General features: G+C 62.6%; 14 protein-coding genes. 4 read left to right on the forward strand and 10 right to left on the reverse strand.

Translation table 11 applies throughout. From position 1 onward, the window contains the following. The first annotated feature begins 307 nt into the window (after positions 1-307). Positions 308-643, forward strand: a complete 336-nt coding sequence (uspB, locus tag HWW83_RS20940) for a universal stress protein UspB (protein ID WP_004930978.1) — start codon at positions 308-310, stop codon at positions 641-643. 74 nt (positions 644-717) lie between these two features. Here uspB and pitA read toward each other — a convergent pair whose 3' ends face one another. Next, positions 718-2,220, reverse strand: a complete 1,503-nt coding sequence (pitA, locus tag HWW83_RS20945) for an inorganic phosphate transporter PitA (protein WP_033645348.1) — start codon at positions 2,218-2,220, stop codon at positions 718-720. Between the two features lie 300 nt (positions 2,221-2,520). Between pitA and HWW83_RS20950 the strand changes: the two genes are divergently transcribed. Continuing rightward, positions 2,521-3,720, forward strand: a complete 1,200-nt coding sequence (locus tag HWW83_RS20950) for a BaiN/RdsA family NAD(P)/FAD-dependent oxidoreductase (protein WP_033645347.1) — start codon at positions 2,521-2,523, stop codon at positions 3,718-3,720. Between the two features lie 29 nt (positions 3,721-3,749). On the opposite strand, the gene add is transcribed toward HWW83_RS20950, so the two are convergent. Both add and HWW83_RS20960 read right to left on the reverse strand, forming a co-directional pair. After that, positions 3,750-4,742, reverse strand: coding sequence for an adenosine deaminase (gene add, locus HWW83_RS20955; protein WP_089197725.1), 993 nt, complete (start codon positions 4,740-4,742; stop codon positions 3,750-3,752). Positions 4,743-4,751: 9 nt separating this feature from the next. Continuing rightward, entirely contained in the window at positions 4,752-5,693 is a 942-nt protein-coding gene (locus HWW83_RS20960; protein ID WP_033645346.1) for a nucleoside hydrolase, read from the reverse strand. Positions 5,694-5,851: 158 nt separating this feature from the next. On the opposite strand from HWW83_RS20960, the gene HWW83_RS20965 reads away from it, so the two are divergent. Then, the gene (locus HWW83_RS20965) at positions 5,852-6,535 is read left to right on the forward strand and encodes a Crp/Fnr family transcriptional regulator (protein WP_047573382.1); all 684 of its coding nucleotides are present in this window, start codon (positions 5,852-5,854) and stop codon (positions 6,533-6,535) included. Here the strand turns inward: HWW83_RS20965 and HWW83_RS20970 are convergent. The 4 genes from HWW83_RS20970 to HWW83_RS20985 all read right to left on the reverse strand — a co-directional run bounded on the left by HWW83_RS20970 (position 6,532) and on the right by HWW83_RS20985 (position 9,412). Then, the gene (locus HWW83_RS20970; protein ID WP_033651779.1) at positions 6,532-6,951 is read right to left on the reverse strand and encodes a VOC family protein; all 420 of its coding nucleotides are present in this window, start codon (positions 6,949-6,951) and stop codon (positions 6,532-6,534) included. The two genes, HWW83_RS20965 and HWW83_RS20970, sit on opposite strands and share 4 nt — an antisense overlap. Positions 6,952-7,095: 144 nt before the next feature. Then, entirely contained in the window at positions 7,096-7,512 is a 417-nt protein-coding gene (locus tag HWW83_RS20975) for an SRPBCC family protein (RefSeq protein ID WP_047026516.1), read from the reverse strand. Positions 7,513-7,550: 38 nt separating this feature from the next. After that, positions 7,551-8,348, reverse strand: a complete 798-nt coding sequence (locus tag HWW83_RS20980; RefSeq protein ID WP_033645342.1) for an SDR family NAD(P)-dependent oxidoreductase — start codon at positions 8,346-8,348, stop codon at positions 7,551-7,553. A 53-nt stretch (positions 8,349-8,401) separates the two neighbouring features. Continuing rightward, positions 8,402-9,412, reverse strand: coding sequence for an aldo/keto reductase (locus HWW83_RS20985; protein WP_047026514.1), 1,011 nt, complete (start codon positions 9,410-9,412; stop codon positions 8,402-8,404). A 141-nt stretch (positions 9,413-9,553) separates the two neighbouring features. Here HWW83_RS20985 and HWW83_RS20990 point away from each other — a divergent pair, with 141 nt between their 5' ends. Beyond that, positions 9,554-10,453 (forward strand): LysR substrate-binding domain-containing protein, encoded by a 900-nt coding sequence (locus tag HWW83_RS20990; RefSeq protein ID WP_033645340.1) that lies wholly within the window; start codon positions 9,554-9,556, stop codon positions 10,451-10,453. A gap of 33 nt (positions 10,454-10,486) precedes the next feature. Here HWW83_RS20990 and HWW83_RS20995 read toward each other — a convergent pair whose 3' ends face one another. Genes HWW83_RS20995 through HWW83_RS21005 form a run of 3 tightly spaced genes read right to left on the reverse strand, consistent with a single transcriptional unit; the run spans position 10,487 to position 16,859 of the window. Next, entirely contained in the window at positions 10,487-12,679 is a 2,193-nt protein-coding gene (locus tag HWW83_RS20995; protein WP_176589529.1) for a virulence factor SrfC family protein, read from the reverse strand. Then, on the reverse strand, positions 12,676-15,621 hold the full coding sequence (locus HWW83_RS21000) for a virulence factor SrfB (protein WP_176589544.1): 2,946 nt from the start codon (positions 15,619-15,621) through the stop codon (positions 12,676-12,678). Before HWW83_RS21000 ends, HWW83_RS20995 begins: the two co-directional genes overlap by 4 nt. Beyond that, positions 15,621-16,859 (reverse strand): SrfA family protein, encoded by a 1,239-nt coding sequence (locus tag HWW83_RS21005; RefSeq protein WP_176589530.1) that lies wholly within the window; start codon positions 16,857-16,859, stop codon positions 15,621-15,623. The genes HWW83_RS21000 and HWW83_RS21005 overlap by 1 nt, the downstream gene beginning before the upstream one ends. Positions 16,860-16,912: the final 53 nt, after the last annotated feature.

Raw genomic sequence — 16,912 nt, forward strand, 5'->3', positions numbered from 1 at the left:
TAACGCCCCGGCAGGTGACTTTTCGGCACAGGGCGGTAAATTTTATCCACTGCTCAGGCCAGTTTGCGTTTCATTAACCTACAATGATGGATATGGGCCTCATCATTTCTCCTCTGAGTAGAACCATGCCGTGCAAATCTCATCGTGCGGTGCGGCAACGTCTTCGGAGGCGGTGGGTTATGGGCGTGGCCCGTGCAGGCAAAAAAAGGGGATGAGAGCGGTAAGCTCCAGCAGAGTATCGGGTAATGAGGTAGGGCGGTTGGACCCGGCGGATGGCCGCGGATAACAACGCCTTGAGGGGGCAATCATGATCAGTACCGTCGCGCTGTTTTGGGCCTTGTGTGTGGTGTGTGTGGTTAACATGGTGCGGTATTACTCTTCTCTGCGCGCGCTGCTGGTGGTATTGCGCGGCTGTGACCCGCTGCTGTACCAATATGTCGACGGCGGCGGTTTCTTTACCGCCCACGGCCAACCCAGCAAGCAGCTGAGGCTGGTGCGTTATATTTTCGCGCAGCGCTATGTCGAGCACCACGATCCGGAGTTTATTCGCCGCTGCGAGCGGGTGCGCGGGCAGTTTATGCTGACTTCGGCCCTGTGCGGCCTGGTGGTCATCTGCCTGATAGCGATGATGATTTGGTATTAATGCCTTTCTGTTTCCCTTGATGCAGGCAAAAAAAAAGGCGGCCATGCGGCCGCCTTCCTCATGATGCTTGTCGCTTAGATCAGCTTCAACGCGACCCAATACAGCGCACCGGAAAGCAGAATCGAGATTGGCAGGGTGAGCACCCAGGCCAACAGGATGTTCTTCACGGTTTTGCTCTGCACGCCGCCGCCGTCCACGATCATCGTCCCGGCAACCGCCGAAGAGAGAACGTGGGTGGTGGAGACCGGCATGCCGGTATAACTCGCCACGCCGATCGACAGCGCCGCGGTCATCTGGGCCGATACGCCCTGGGCGTAGGTCATGCCTTTCTTGCCGATCTTCTCGCCGATGGTGGTGGCTACGCGTTTCCAGCCCACCATGGTGCCGAGCGACAGCGCCAGCGCGACGGCGACGATGATCCACATCGGCGCGTACTCGACGGTCTGCAGCAGATCCTGACGCAGGTTCTTCAGGAAGCGCTGGTCGGCGGATGAGGTTTCCGGCAGCTTGGCGACTTTATCCGCCGTGTCGGTCACGCACATCAGCAGGCGGCGCAAATGGCTGCGCTGCTCAACCGTCAACTGATCGTAGCTTTGCAGGTTGGTCAGCATGCCCTGAGCCAGCTCGATCGCCGGCATGGCGCGCGAACTGTCGCAGTGGAACTCGGCCGGTTTGCCAGGCGTGGCTTCGTCATCCGGGCTTGGCACCAGCGGCGTCAACGACACCGCATGCGACAGCGCGTCGCCGTGCTGCTGGTAATATTGCTGCAGGTGGGTCACGGCGTCACGCGTACGGGTGATGTCATAACCGGTTGCATTCATATTGACCACGAAGCCGGCCGGGGCAACGCCGATCAGCACCAGCATGATAAGGCCGATGCCTTTCTGACCGTCGTTGGCGCCGTGCGAGAAGCTGACGCCAATCGCCGACAGGATCAGCGCGATACGGGTCCAGAACGGCGGCTTGCGTTTGCCGTCGACCTTTTCACGTTCCGCTGGGGTCATGTGGATACGCTGGCGTTTCTTGGTGCCACTCCAATAGCGGCGCAAGGCGAACACCATCACTCCCGCCACCATCATGCCGACCAGCGGCGAGAACAGCAGAGAAAGGAAAATGCCAATCATTTTCGGGACGTTAAGCGCATCCACGACCGAAGTGTGGGTCATCAGGGCGTTGGTTAAACCGACACCGATGATTGCGCCTATCAGCGTATGGGAACTGGACGCCGGCAGACCGAAATACCAGGTGCCGAGGTTCCAGATGATTGCCGCCAACAGCATGGAGAAGACCATGGCTAATCCGTGTGCTGAACTGACGTTCAACAACAGATCGGTAGGCAACAAGTGGACGATGGCGTAAGCAACACTCAAACCGCCGAGCATTACGCCAAGAAAGTTGAACAAACCTGCCATCACGACCGCAAGTTGCGAGCGCATGGCGCGGGTATAAATAACTGTAGCGACCGCATTGGCCGTATCATGAAAACCGTTGATGGCTTCATAAAACAACACGAACAACAATGCGAGAATTAACATCAGGCCGGTATGGAAATCCAGGCCAGCGAACAAATGCAGCATAAGCGTTACGCCAGTTTGTGGACATGAACGCCGCGCATTATCAGTGACAACCGGTGCCGGGGAAAAGGAAAATATGACGTTTTTTTGATTTGGACATGACGAAATGGTGGCGTGTCTATAACAAAAATATGGAATATCAACGCGTTAATCTGCTCTGACCTCTGTAATATTTTCTTACTATGGCGTTGGCGGCGCGGGGGCTTTACAATCTGCCGCCGTGAATTTGGCGGTGACCGGCGGCGAAACGGCGTAATATGGCGCTCTTTTGTCGCGATTGTGGTTTTGATAAGTGAGGCTCAGGTGGAACAGTTTGATGTCGTAGTGATTGGGGCGGGCGCCGCCGGCATGTTTTGCGCCGCGCAGGCGGGGCAACTCGGTTGCCGCGTGTTGCTGCTCGACAACGGCAAAAAACCGGGCCGCAAGATCCTGATGTCCGGCGGCGGGCGCTGCAACTTCACCAACATGTACGCCGAACCGGCGGCCTATCTGTCGAACAACCCGCATTTTTGCAAGTCGGCGCTGGCGCGCTACACCCAGTGGGACTTCATCGATCTGATCAACCGTTACGGCATCGCCTACCATGAAAAAACGCTGGGGCAGCTGTTCTGCGACGATTCGGCGCAGCAGGTGGTGGATCTGCTGGTCAAAGAGTGCGAGCTGGGCCAGGTGACGATGCGCCTGCGCAGCGAAGTGCTGGGCGTGGAGAAAACCGAGAACGGCTACGCGCTGGCGCTCAATGGCGAAAAAGTAAGTGCTCGCTCACTTGTGGTGGCCAGCGGCGGATTATCCATGCCGGGGCTGGGCGCCTCGCCGTTCGGTTACAAGCTGGCGGAGCAGTTCGGCCTCAGGGTGCTGCCGACGCGCGCCGGGCTGGTGCCGTTTACCCTGCATAAGCCGCTGCTGGAGCATGTGCAAACGCTGTCCGGCGTGTCGGTGCCGGCGGTGATCACCGCCGAGAACGGCGTCAGCTTCCGTGAAAGCATCCTGTTCACCCATCGCGGCCTGTCCGGCCCGGCGGTATTGCAGTTGTCCAGCTACTGGCAACCGGGTGAGTATGTGAGCATTAACTTACTTCCTGAGCTTGATCTGGCGGGCTTCCTTGATGAACAGCGCCTGCAGCACCCTAACCAAAGCCTGAAAAACACCCTGGCGCTGCACTTGCCGAAGCGGCTGGTGGAATGCTTGCAGACCCTGGGACAACTGCCGGAGGCGACGCTGAAGCAGCTGAATGCGCCGCAGCAGGCGGCACTGGTGGATCTGTTGCAGAACTGGCGCGTGCAGCCGAACGGCACCGAGGGTTATCGCACGGCGGAGGTGACGCTCGGCGGCGTCGACACCAACGAACTTTCTTCCAAGACGATGGAAGCCCACAAGGCGCCGGGGCTCTATTTTATCGGCGAAGTGGTGGACGTGACCGGGTGGCTGGGCGGTTACAACTTCCAGTGGGCCTGGAGCTCGGCCTGGGCCTGCGCCCAGGCGCTGGCGGCGCAGGGGCGTTAAAACGCCGCTTGGCCTTGAAACGCGCCGGGTCACATCGACCCGGCATTGAGCTGACTCATTAATTTAATTTTAGTATCGCCGTCGAGAAAACTCGCCTCCAGCGCCTGTCGGTTGCTGCGGTTAAAATCGTCATCCTGCCAGCCGAAGGCGTCATGCAACAGCTGGTACTCCTTGTTCAGCGTGGTATCGACGACGGTGCGCGCATCGGTATTCACGTTTAGCCGCACCCCCCACTTTTTGAGCCGATCTATCGGATGATCGTCGATGCTGTCGAACAAATTGCAGGTGAGATTGCAGCTGGGGCAGATCTCGAGCAGGACGCCGGTGGCTACCAGGCGCTCGACGAGCGCAGGGTCCTCGATGCTTCTGACGCCGTGGCCGATGCGTGACACCTGCAGCCTATCTAGCGTTTCCCGCACGCTGTCGGGGCCTTTCGCCTCACCGGCGTGGGCGATGACGTTGCCGCCGGCGGCACGCACGGCGCGAAAGGCCGCCACATGGTGGGTCAGCGGGTAACGTGCTTCATCGGCGGCCAAATCCAGCGCCACCACGCCGCTTCCCTGATAATCGATAACCAGCTTCGCCGTTTGCAGGCTGGCGGCCGCGTCGAAATGCCGCAGCGTGCATAGGATAAGCCCGGCGGCGATGCCGTAAGCCCGCGAGGCGTTATGCATGGCCGCCAGCACCGTCTCGACCACCGCTTCGCCGGTTAACCCCAGCCGGGTATGCAGCAGCGGCGCGAAGCGCAGCTCGGCATAGATGACATTATCCGCCGCCAACTGCGCGAATAAGTCCTCGACGGCCAGCGCTATCGCCTGGCTTGTCTGCAATAGATCTATTTGCGGCGCTATCTTGCTTAGAAAGTCCCCCAGATCGGCGCATCGTTTCGCCGCGACAAATTGCCGATTAAATGCCGTTCTGGTTATTTGCGGGTCGACCTTTTTTAAATAGTGGTAGCTTAAACAGGTATCCAAATGGACGTGTAATTCCACTTTCTTCAATTTTCTTGGATCGAATTTCATGCGGGTCACTTATTTCATTAACGGCTGAGATAACAACGAGAACAGTTTTTCTTTAAACAGGCCGGGCTTAATGCGGGTAATCACGCGCGCATTGGCCGGTTCGCCGGTAAGCTGAGTGGAATCGATGACGTAATGGCCGTAAGACCTCTCACTTTTATATTCTACCCATGAATACGCTTCCAGACTGGTCTCGACGATATCCGGATAGAGCGCCACCGCCATGGTGGTCGGATCGGGCAAATCAAACCCTTTGCGTTCGGTGCGCCGTGCGTTGAACGCCATCAGCGCGCGATTGCAGCGCACGGCAAAGCGTCCCAGTTCGCCGAGGTTATTCAATCGTTCTATATCGCGTTCGTCGATAAACGCTTCCCCCATGCCGATCTCCCAGCCGACGAGAGTGAGCGGCAGCCCGGCAGTGAGCACCAGATGCGCAGCCTCGGCGTCGGCGTAAAAATTAAATTCGGCCAGCGGGGTGATATTGCCGGGCGTCAGTCCGGAACCGCCCATGACATACACGCGCTTCACTTTTTCGGCCAGCGCGGGCGCTTTCAGCACCGCCATCGCGAGATTGGTCAGCGGCCCCAGGGTGACGATTTCCAGCTCGCCCTTGAGCCGTGCGGCGCAGTCGATGATGGCGTCCACGGCATGAACGGGTTCTACGGCCAAGCGTGGGGTCGGCAAGGCCATGTCGCCCATGCCGTCTTCACCGTGAATATGGTGCGAGTGATAGCGCGTGCGAAACAGTGGTTTCGCCATGCCGGCGTAAACCGGAGGAGCATAGGTTCCCGCTTTTTCCACGCAAATGAGCGCATTTTTGACGCAGTGTTCTAGCGGGCAGTTTCCGGCGACCGCGGTGATCGCTTCCACTTTCACGCCAGGTTCGCGCAACGCCATCAGCAGCGCAACGGCATCGTCGGAAGCGGTATCGGTGTCTATCAGAATGTGTCGCATGGCAATCTCCTCGTAGGGGGTACGGAGAAAATACCCAGGCGGCCCAAGGCAAAAAAGGTCAGATGTCCTTTTTCGTTCTGAAGCGCGTCGGCTATGCTGAACGCAGTCGAAAGCGAGGAGGCAAGACGTTTAAGGATGAACCTTGGGAGTGAATCGCCTTGAAAACGGTCGGTGACAGCAAGCTAAAAGAAGCGTTCATTGAGGTTCACGATCTGCAAACGGCGCTTTCGCCCACGCTGCTCGCCGCACTGCGCCTGGTGAGCGTCGAAGCCGGCGAATACCTGGTGACGCAAAGCGATCGTTTGACCCACCTGTTTTTTCTCGTGCAGGGAAAATTGCAGGTTGAGAATTTTGATGTGAATGGCGCGCACATTGTCTTTTCCTTCGAAACGGATTTCTCGGTAATTGGCGATCTGGAGCTGTTCTCCCAGGCGCAGCGCACGCTGTTCAGCACCGTGCAGGCGGTGACCGACGCGCTGCTCCTCGCGGCACCGATAGAGGTCATCAACAATCACGCCCTGAGCGACCCGGCGTTTCTCACCTTTATCTGCCGGCAATTGAGCAATAAGCTGCTGAATTCCTCCTTGCTGCATGCGAACGGCGTTTTGACGGCGGAATATAAACTGCGAAAATTTTTATTGTTCAAGATAAAGAGCGAAGGGGAATTGATTGAGCTGGAAAACCGGGAGGCGCTGGCGGCGAGATTGGGCATCTCCGTCAGACAGCTGAGCCGCGCGTTGGCGCAGCTCGCGGCGGAAGGCATCATTCAGTTTAAAAACAAATCACTGCGGGTGACGGATCGCCAACGGCTGTCTGCTATCGAAGGTAACCAAAGCGGTTAATCGAGCGCCGGCCCTTTCAATTCCACGCGATTGCCGTCCGGATCGCTGAAATAGATGGACGGCCCGTCGCCTTCCGCGCCGTAGCGCGATTCGGCGGGATCCGCGTCGATCCCCTGCGATCGCAGGTAGGTCAGCAACGCGTCTTCGTTGAACGGATCGATGCGCAGACAAAAGTGATCGACGTTCTGCTGTCTGGCATCGGGCGGCATGCCGCCTTTTCTTCCTAGCATGCCGTTGACGTCCACCAGATCGATCATGGAGGCGCCGGCGCGCAGGTGCACCAGCCCCAAATCCGGCCGCTGTTTGGCGATATCACAACCGATGACCTGGGTATAAAAACGCAGGCTGTTCTGCATATCGCGCACGCGCAGAACCACATGATCCAACTGTTGCAGGTTGAAAGGGCGCACGGTCATCTCCTCAAATGAACATCTCCTTTACAGCATAAGCGGCGATGGCGGATTTATCCTGTTTCGCGGCGTTGCCGCTTCGCGCGGCCAAACCAAAAAAAAACGGCCGATGGGTGTAGCCATCGGCCGTGGGGCTTGAGTGTTCAAGCGTTAACGAGGGAAGTTACCGCTCAGCGCATCCAGGCCGCCCTGGTAGATGCCGCTGAACAGGGCGATGGCCTCGTCGTCACTGATGTTGACCGGCGTGAAGCTGCCCGACCATTCCACGCGCGCCACGTTGGCGTCGTCGGTGGCGTGCACTGACAGGGTGGACAGGTAATTCACCACCGGGAACGGCGCCTGCATGATGGAGTAGCTGTAGCTGCGTTGACGGTTATCGAACGCTTCCAGCCGCTCGATGACGGTGCCGCCGTCGGCGGTGGTCAAAGTGCGCACGCGGCCGCCTTGCGAAATGACGCTTTTCGGAATGAACGGCAGCCAGTCAGGCAGGGCATCGAAGCCGCCGATCAGTTGCCATACGGTGTCGGCGGATGCCGGGATGTCCATTGAGACGGATGTAGTAGCCATTTTCTTTCTCTCTCTTAATATCGGTTTCGGGTACAGGGTTACATTGCCAGCGTATCTACGACGCCGCCGTCGACGCGCAGCGCCGCGCCGGTGGTGGCCGAAGACAGCGGAGACGCGAGGTAAACGGCCAGGTTGGCCACTTCATCGACGTCCGCCGCGCGCTGAATGATGGAGCTTGGGCGTTCGGTTTTAACGAACTCGTCGGCCTGATCGCGGGCGCTGCGACCGGATTTGGCCGCCGCATCCGCCAGCATGTCTTGCAGGCCTTCGGTAAAGGTCGGCCCCGGCAGGATGGCGTTGACCGTCACGCCGGTGCCGGCGAGGCGTTTCGCCAGGCCGTGGGACACCGCCAGGTTGGCGCTTTTGGTGACGCCGTAGTTGATCATGTCCGCCGGGATGGCGACGCCGGATTCGGACGACACGAAAATAATGCGTCCCCAACCCTGCTCGGTCATGCTCTGCGCATAGTGGCGCGCCAGCCGCACGCCTGAGAGGACGTTGACGTTATAGAAGTGCATCCACTCGCTGTCGGGCACGGTAAAGAAGTCGTTATCGTTGAAAATGCCCAGGTTGTTGATCAGCACGTCGGCTCTCGGTTCCGCGGCGAACAGGGTTGCAGCCCCGTGTTCCGTCCCGAGATCGGCGACCACGCCGCGCACCTGCGCGCCGGGCACGTTGGCGCTGATGTCGGCGATGGCGTTATCGACCCCGGCTTTCTGACGGCCGACGATCACCACGGTGGCGCCCGTTTTGGCGAGCCCGCGCGCGATGCCGAGGCCGATGCCGGAGGTGGAGCCGCTGACGACGGCGACTTTGCCTGAAAGATCCAGTTTCATCATGTATCTCATCGAGTTAATGGGGTGAATGGGGCCATGCGGCCCCATAAAACTTAACGAATCGGCAGCGGCGCGTTGTCGGCCACCAGTTTCTGACGGCGCATTTCGGCCCAGAATTCAGCCGGGATAACGGCGTCCAGCGCAGCCAGATCTTCGGCCATGCGGCCAGGGCGGCTCGAACCGGGGATCACGGCGGCGACCGCCGGGTTAGCCAGCGAGAACTGCAGCGCGGCGGCTTTGACGTCGACCTGGAAGCGAGCGGCGATCGCTTTGATTTGCGCCACTTTCGCCAGCACCGCCGGGGATGCTTTCTGGTATTCGTAGTGCTCGCCACCGGCCAGCACGCCGGAGTTGTAAGGGCCGCCGACGACGATGTCGACGTTGCTCGCCAGGGCTTCCGGCATCAAACGTTGCAGCGCGCGTTCATGATCCAGCAGGCTGTAACGGCCGGCCAGCAGGAAGGCGTCCGGCTGCGTTTCGCTCAGGCCCAGCGCCAGTTCGCAAGGCTCGACGCGGTTGACGCCGAGGCCCCAGGCCTTGATCACCCCTTCTTCACGCAGACGGGTCAGCGCGCGGAAAGCGCCGGTGCGGGCGATGTTGAACTGTTCAATCCAGTTGTCGCCGTAGAAATCCTGGGCCGGATCGTGGATCCAGACGATATCCAGGCGGTCGGTTTTCAGGCGCTTCAGGCTGTCTTCGATGGAACGCAGCGTGGCGTCGGCGGAGTAGTCGTTGACTATTTTGTTCTTCAAGCCGTGTTCGAACAAACCGCCTTTCTCGCCCAGATCGCGGGCGGAAGTGTCTTCTTCTTCGTCCAGCATGATGCGGCCCACTTTGGTGCTCAGCACATACTCATCGCGTGGGTAGTGCGACAGCACTTCACCCATGCGGATTTCCGACAGGCCGGAACCGTAGAGCGGCGCGGTGTCGAAGTAGCGGATGCCCAGATCCCAGGCGCCGCTGACGGTGGCTTGCACGTCGTCTTGCGGGATGTTGCGGAACATATTGCCGAGCGGTGCGCCGCCCAAACCGATCTTGCCGGGTAAAATATTTCTGATGCTCATGTCAGGTCCTCAATACGTTATCTTTTCAGGGAAATTGGGGGGCGCACAGTGCGTCTGCCCCGTCACGAGGCTAAAGATAGCGTGGCAAGTTGTGACTTGATAGGACATAATTTGTCTAAGTTAAGTCCTTTGAGGTCTCACATGATCGATTTACGTCAGTTGAAATACTTCGTCGCGGTGGCGGAAGAGGAGCACGTCGGCCGCGCTGCCGAACGGCTGCACATTTCCCAGTCGCCGCTGAGCCGGCAGATTTCCCAGCTTGAGGAACGTCTCGGATTGATGCTGTTTGAGCGCAATCAGCAGCGCATTCGCCTGACCGCTGACGGCCAGACGTTTCTGGCCGAAACCCGCGCGCTGTTGACGCACGCCAACCGGCTCGAATCGCTCGGACGCCGCCTGGGGCGGGGTGAAGACGGTGGGCTGTGCATCGGCTATATCGAAAATGCGATGCACTCCGGCGTCTTGTCGAACGCCTTGCGGTCGCTGCGGGTGTCCCGGCCGGATGTGCACATCGTGCTTTACAGCCAGCCTTCTTCCATGCAGTTGGAAGGGCTGCGGCAGCGTAGCCTGGACGTGGCGCTGGTCAATACGGCGCCGGATCGCGACGATCAGGATTTGGACTATACGCAGGTGTTGGACGATCGCATGTTGCTGGCCCTGCCGCAGACGCATCCGCTGGCGGACAGGGAAACGCTGCAGCCGGCGGATCTCACCGATCAGGCCTGGATCTCGGTGATCCACAAAGAGGATGCCCATTCGCGCGACGATTTCGTGGCGGCCTGCGTGAAGGCCGGGTTCGATCCGGATATTCGGCTGGAAGCGGGCGAGCCGCTGACGGCGCTGGGGCTGGTCGCCGCCGGGTTGGGGATGACGCTGATCCAGCACAGCCTGCGGCATAACGCGCCGCAGGGCGTGGTGCTGCGCGAGCTGCCCTGGATGCAATACACCACGCAGCTGTGGGCAGTGTGGCACAAGGCCAACCTGCGCCCGCTGGTCACCCACTTTCGCGAAGTGATGTCGGCCGGGCCGGCCTGCCACTGATCGCGCGGCGGCGTCCGGCCCGGATGGCGCCCACTACGGCGCAGCGCGCAGGGCCGCGACGATCGCCGCCAGGTCGGCGCGCTGCTCGTCTGCCAGCGCGGGCTGCGCCTGCGCGGCATTCTCCGCCAGCAGGGTTTGCAGGCCGATCAGCCAGTCATAAATATAAAACGCGGTATTCTTGGTCGGCGTCGGCGCCAGCCGGGTTAGCCGCTGCTGGCCACTCCAGTCCACCGCCGGCTGCGGCGGCGGGGTAAAGATCGGCTGGCCGGGATTGACGCGGCTCTCGGGGCGCGTGGCCGTGTCGCGCCGCTGGAAGCCGAGCCAGGCGACGAAGTCGCCCAGTAGCGCCAGCGCCTGGCTGATCTGCCGATCTTCACCCTGTTCCGGCAAGCTCCCGGCGCACAGCGCGCGCTCCAGTTCGTCGTCGAGCCGCAGGCGGCAGGCGGCGCCGATCAGCGCATCGACCAGCAGTTCGAGGTGCGGCCTGTCGACGCCGAGCAGATCCAGCAACCGGCGGCTGTCAGGCAGCGCGCGCAGATGGTTGACCCAGTCGGCGAAGATCCGCGCGGCGAAAGGCGATGCGGGCTGCTCGCCGGGCGCCGCAGGGTCTTGCGCACCGAACAGATCGATATCCAGCCCAAACGGCGAAGTCGGCGTCGTCTGGGACGGCGTCGTATGCTGCTGTTGCTGATAAAGCTGGCGCAGCGTATCGCGCTGGGGCAGCAACCGTTCCAGCAGTTCGCCGTGGCGGCCGGCCTGCGCCTGCAACGCGCGCAACAGCTGCTGGGCGCGTTGCTGCGCCGCGTGCGGATCGGCGACGGAGAGCCAGTTGCCGAGCAGGCTTTCCGTCAGTTCGCGCTGCAACTCTTCACGCTGTTCGAGCAAGCGCGCTTGTTTGTGGGCCGGGCGCGCCTGTGCAGCCAGGTAGTTCACCATCCGGCGGCAGTCCTGTTCATCCAGCGCCAGCAGCGTGGCCCAGCTGTCGCCGGGCTCGCCGACCTGACGCTGGACGGCATCGTCGGGCCGCGCTTTGCCTTCCTGACGCAGGTCGAACGGCGTGATCGCCCAGATTAAACCGGGCTTGCGGCGCTGGCGCAGCGCCGGGGTTTCCCCCTGGGTGTGGTTGACCCAATCGGCGAGCGCCTGGCCGACGCGCGCGGTGTCCTGCGGCGTGGCGGCGGCATCGGTCACCAGCAGCAGGCTGGCGTGCAGGCCGTCGGCGCAACGGGCCAGTAAATGGGCGCGCTTCGCCTGCTGCAGACGCTGCGCCGGCTCCGCCTGCGGACAGATGCGGCTGCCGGGCAGGTCGATCAGCGCCACGTCGGCGGGCAAGCCTGCCTGCGTCGTCTGCGGCAGCAGGGTGGTCAATTCTGCGGTCAGCCAGGCCAGATCGCTCAGTGCGATCTCCCGTTCATCGCCGTTTTCGGTCATGACGGCGATCGTGGCGTTTTCCGGTGCGGCGCTTGCGGTCAGCAGCGCCAACGCGCGGCGCGGGGCATGAACCCGTCTGCTGCCGTCGAGGGTATGCAGTGCGTGCGCCAGCTGGCGGTAACGCGCCGTCAGCGTCGCTTCCTCTCCCCACAGCGGCGCAAACAGGCGCGCGCGGTCATCGATGCTCAACTGCGGCGCCAGCGTCACCGCCTGCGGCCAGAAGTGCCTGTCGAGCGTGGATTGCTCTTTGTCGCCGTGGCGGCGCAGGCTGTCCCACAGCGCCAGTACGGCATTGCCGTCGAGGCCATCGATGGCTACCGCCTGTCGGTGGCGCGTCAGCGCTTGCAGGTGGCCGGCGATGGCGCGGGCGTCCCAGTCCGGGCGAAAGCCGCTCATCGCGGCGGCGTCAATCGTCATGGCCAACCACTGCGCTTCATCGAGCAAGGCGAGGGCGATCGGATAATCGGCGGGCCCCGCCTCGGCCGCCGTGCAGTAGCGCACCGCGAGCGAAAGGTCCGCGTCGAAGCGCTTCGCGCCGGGCGCCAGCGCCGCCAACAGATGGGCTTTGGCGGCGGCGTTGTGGCCATATAAACCGATGGCGACCTGCGCAGGCCGTGTGTTTTCCAACAGTGCGGCGCGGTTATGGCAACGCCGCAAACGCTGTATCAGTCGATCGGCTTCCCGCTCCAGGCGGGCGGAGTGATGGCGTGCGGCGTCCACCCAGTCGATCGCCTGCAAAATGCCGGCGCTGAGCGCGTTATTCGGAGCCGCTGGGGCGAGGGTTTGCGTGTTCATCGTGGGTAAATGCTCCCGCTGTCTATCCAGTAGTGGGTCGCACCGGAGGCGCTGGCAGCCAGGGTATTGAGTTTCAGTTGCAGGTGGTGCGCCGGGACGGGGCTGCCGTCGGCCAGCAGCGCCTGGGCGATCTTGACGCTCTCGGCGCCCTGCTCGGCGCTGGCGGTGATGGCCAGCCGCAGGCCGATCACCGCGTCGCCGGCCAGCTTGCGCGCCAACTGGGCGTCATTGATGGTCAGCGTATAGAGCGGCGAGGCCGGCCAGCGTTCGTTGTCCAGCTGGCGGAAGCCCAGACGCAGCGGGCCGCGCAGCTGGAAGCTGCCGGCGGGATCGAGCGCGAAATCGGCGCGATCCAGATCGATGTCGCGGTAATAGACGTTATCGTCCGCCAGCATGTTGTTGCCGTCCAGCATGCCCAGATAGCGAATGGTGGAGTAGGGCTGGAAATCGCCGACGTTGAAGTAAAAGCTCTCCAGCCGCAGATCGATCGCCAGCAGGCACAGCATGGCGCCCACGGCAGCGGTGGATTTCGGGTTGTCGATGCGGCCGCGTTTGTTGAATGGGTACCAGCTGCGGGTGTGGTAGCCCTCGAGCGGCAGAATACGGCTGGCGGGCAGCGGCTGCAGATGGCGCAGCAGCGCCTGCACGCCGGGGAAGCGCGCCGGGCGGCCGGTCAGCAGCAACACGTCGCAGGTGTACAGCGCCACCACTTCGGCCAGCAGGCGCAGACAGCGGCCGATGCCGATGCGATCGGACAAGAAAGCGGCGTGCAGGTCGGCCAGACGGATCACCAGCGGGGTGTGCAGGATATCGAAGGCGTCGCTGTCGGCTTCGCGCTGCACTTCGCCGTTGATAAACGCCAGCACCTGCGGCGTCGGCCGCTGCGGCAGCAGATCGCCGAGGCCGGCGGTGATTTCCGCGCGGCTGTCCAGCGGATCGTACTGCTCATAGGCGGCGAGCAGCGCGCGTCCGGCGGGCATGAAGATCTGCAGCGCGGCCTGTTGACGCAGGGTGGAAAGCCCGTCCATGCGCCCTTCGTTGCCGAACAGTTTGTCCATCAGCGCCGCGGCGGCGCTCACGCCGGCGGCCTCGAACGCCTGTTGCACGGCGGGCAGGACAAACTGCTGGATGATGTCCAGCAAGATATCGTCGCCGGCGACCTTAAAGCCCTCGCGGAACAGCAGGCGCGGGTTGATTTTGATGTTGTTGCCTACGCCGTCATCGAGCGAGTAGTGCGTGATCGCCAGATCGGTGGTGCCGCCGCCGATGTCGATGGAGGCGATGCGCAGCGTCTTGCCGGGCTGTTCACCCGGCGCCAGCGGCCGATCGGGCCGAGCCATGGCGGCAAAGAAGGCGTCGGTGCGGCCGGCGAAGTTCACCTGGGTTTCGTTGTACAGATAGACCATCTGGCCGCAGGTGGCTTCGTCCCACTCGATCTGCACCTGCGGCGCCGGGAAGCGAGTGTGCGCGCCGTCGAACGGCGCATCCTGCGGGTGCCAGCCGAGGGCTTTCCACACCAGCCCGATCGCTTCCTGCATGCGGCGGCGGAAGATCTCCCGCTCCGGCTTCGGCATCGCCGACGGCAGCGTCAGGATGATGGCGCGTAAACGGCGCGGGGCGGCGGCGTTCGGCATGCGGCTGCGCTGGGCGATGCTGTTGATCTGCATCAGCGCCTGCGCCAACAGCTCGCTCAGCATCAGGCTCATCACCGCGCTGCGGCTGTAATGGGCGGCGAACACCGGCAGCCGTTCGGCCGTCGGCAGGGCGGACAGCGGCACGCCCTCGTCGTTGATCAAGGTGGTCAACGGCGCGGCGGCGGCCATCGGCTCGTGCCGCTCGTTGAAGCGCCAGCCGGGCGCATAGCGCTCTTCGTCCCACAGATAGCGGCGCGGGCTGGAGATGCCGGTGGTGCCTTCATGCCCTTCGCGTCGCTGCGCCAATTGCGCGGCTTCACGGCCGACGCGGGTGATGGACGGCCATTGGAAGGCGTCGTCGCGTCCGCTCTGGAAGGACAGATGCGGCTTGCCGAACGCGGCCCGAGAAAACTCCACCCGGCTCTCGAACAGTTCGTTGTAGACGTGATGCGGTTCGGACAGCGAGCGCAGCTGCAGCTCATAGGTTTGCTTCAGGCCGTTGCTCTCTTCCGGATGGTCTTCGACCAGCACGCCGCAGGTGTGAGAATTGCCGACGTCCAGCACCAGATCGACGTCGATCGCCGGCTGTTGCAGCGTCGCCGCCGCTATTTTTATCTGCGGCACCGTCAGCTGATGGCCGAGCATGTGCAACAGGTTGAGGTAGTGCGCCTGATACTCGAAGGTTTTCAGCCCGGCGTTGATCTCCGCCTCGGCGCGCTGTTCCCGCTCGGCGGCGCGCTGGCTGAACGCCTCTCGCAACCAGCCGTCCACCCAGGTCAGATCGAGGAACTCGCCCAGCTCGTGGTTGCGGTGCGCCAGCGCGAAGCTCAGATCGGCGCCGAGATCGCTCTCGCCCGGCGCCAGCGCTTCCTGGCCGGGCGCGGCGGCGCGGGTATCGAAGGCCAGCACCACCCGCAGCAGGTTGCCGTCCTGATCCGGTTCATCCAGTTGCACCACCTGCAGGCGAGCCCAGTTATCCGGGCCTGACAAAAATATCCCCGAGGCGGTATAGCGCAAGAACGGCAACGGCAGCCAGAGCTTATCCAGCAGGCGCAGCGACTGCTGCAGCGGGTAGCTGAACTCCGGCCGCACCACTTCGGCGGCTTGCCCGCCCTCGGCCGGCAGCTGATATTTGCCGCTCTCGGCCTCCCATTGCAGGCGCAACAGCGGGCCGCTGGCGGTCTTGCGCACGAATTTGCCGGGAAACTCGGCGTCCAGCCGCGGGGTCAGGGCAAAGTCCATAAACTGAATGCCGCTGTCCTGAATCAGCGTAATGCCGTGTTTGTAGTCCGTAAGGGGTGCCAGCATCATTTACTCTCGCGCTTGAACGTCATGGGATAGGTGGTGTCCGCATCGTAGCGGCCGGTGCATTCCGCGGTCCCGGTCTCGCCCTGGCGGCAGACGATTTCCGGGATCTGGTAGCGGCTGCCGTCGCTGCAGCGCGCTTTGGTGCGGCTGTTGATCACCAGATTGCCGGACTGCATCAGCCCGGCCTCGACCGCCACCCGGCAGGTGACGCCGTCGCCGTAGGCGATGACAGCGCTGCCTTTGCCCGCGTTCAGGCGGTATTGCAGGCTGGGGCGCTTGCCGGTGATCGGATCTTTCAGCGCCACCGTGGCGCGCCATTTGCCGTTAAGGAAACGGGTGGAGCCGGCCTTCACCGCCTCGGGCGGCAGCACCAGCGCATTTTTGTCCGCCGGCTGCGGGATGATCGGCGCCGGGGGCGGCGGCATCAGCGTGGCGTGCGCCAGCGGCAAGCGCAGCTCAGGCAACGGCGCGGCGGTTTTTTCCGGCGGTGCCGGATGGCGCACCTCAGCCGGCATCGCCGGTTGCGGCGGCGGTGAGCGGTGCAGCCAGGCGGCCAGCGCCGCGCTGCCTAGCAGCAGTACCGGCAACAACCACAGCGCGTGGCGTCGACGCGGGCGAACAACGGCGGGGGATTCGGCGGGCGCCGTCGGGGCGGGCACCGGTTCAGGCTCGGCGGCCGGGGGCGGTTTTACCGGTTCGACAACGGCCGGTTTGCGCGGCGCGGCGGCGATCGGCGCCGGTTTTTCCACTTCCGATTCGAGCGGGCGCAGGCAGGCTAACGGATCGTCCGGGCTCTGCGCCTGCGGTTTGATAAAGCCCCAAAAGGTCAGCACCGGCCGATCGTCCACCAGGTAGACGTGGTTGGGATCGGGAATGTGCATCGCTTTGGCCAGCAGCGCGCCGAACAGGCGGTGGCTGGGGTGATCGGTCGCCCGGGTCTGTTCGGTCAGGCTGCGGAAGGTCGCCAGACAGTGTTCCAGGTGGCGCACCGCCTGCGCGCGCTGGGCATCGCTTGCCGCCAGCCAGGAGGTCACCTTGCCCGGAAAGGGCGCATACCAGTCGATGCGCGTGCCGCTTTCGTTCGGCTGGGGGATCGCCAGACAGTCGGCGGCCTGCTGCTGTCGGCGAAGACGCAGGGTTTCCCGCAGCTGCTGCGCGCAGGCGTAGATCGGTTGCCCGTTTTCGCCTAAAGCCAGCACATCATCCAAACTGCCACTGCGTAAGAAGGGTTTCACCACGGCGCCGCACCTTGTCCTGTTCTGCAAAAACGCATAAAAGTCCATGGTACCCC

The sequence above is a fragment of the Serratia ureilytica genome (genome assembly GCF_013375155.1).
Classification (GTDB): domain Bacteria; phylum Pseudomonadota; class Gammaproteobacteria; order Enterobacterales; family Enterobacteriaceae; genus Serratia; species Serratia ureilytica.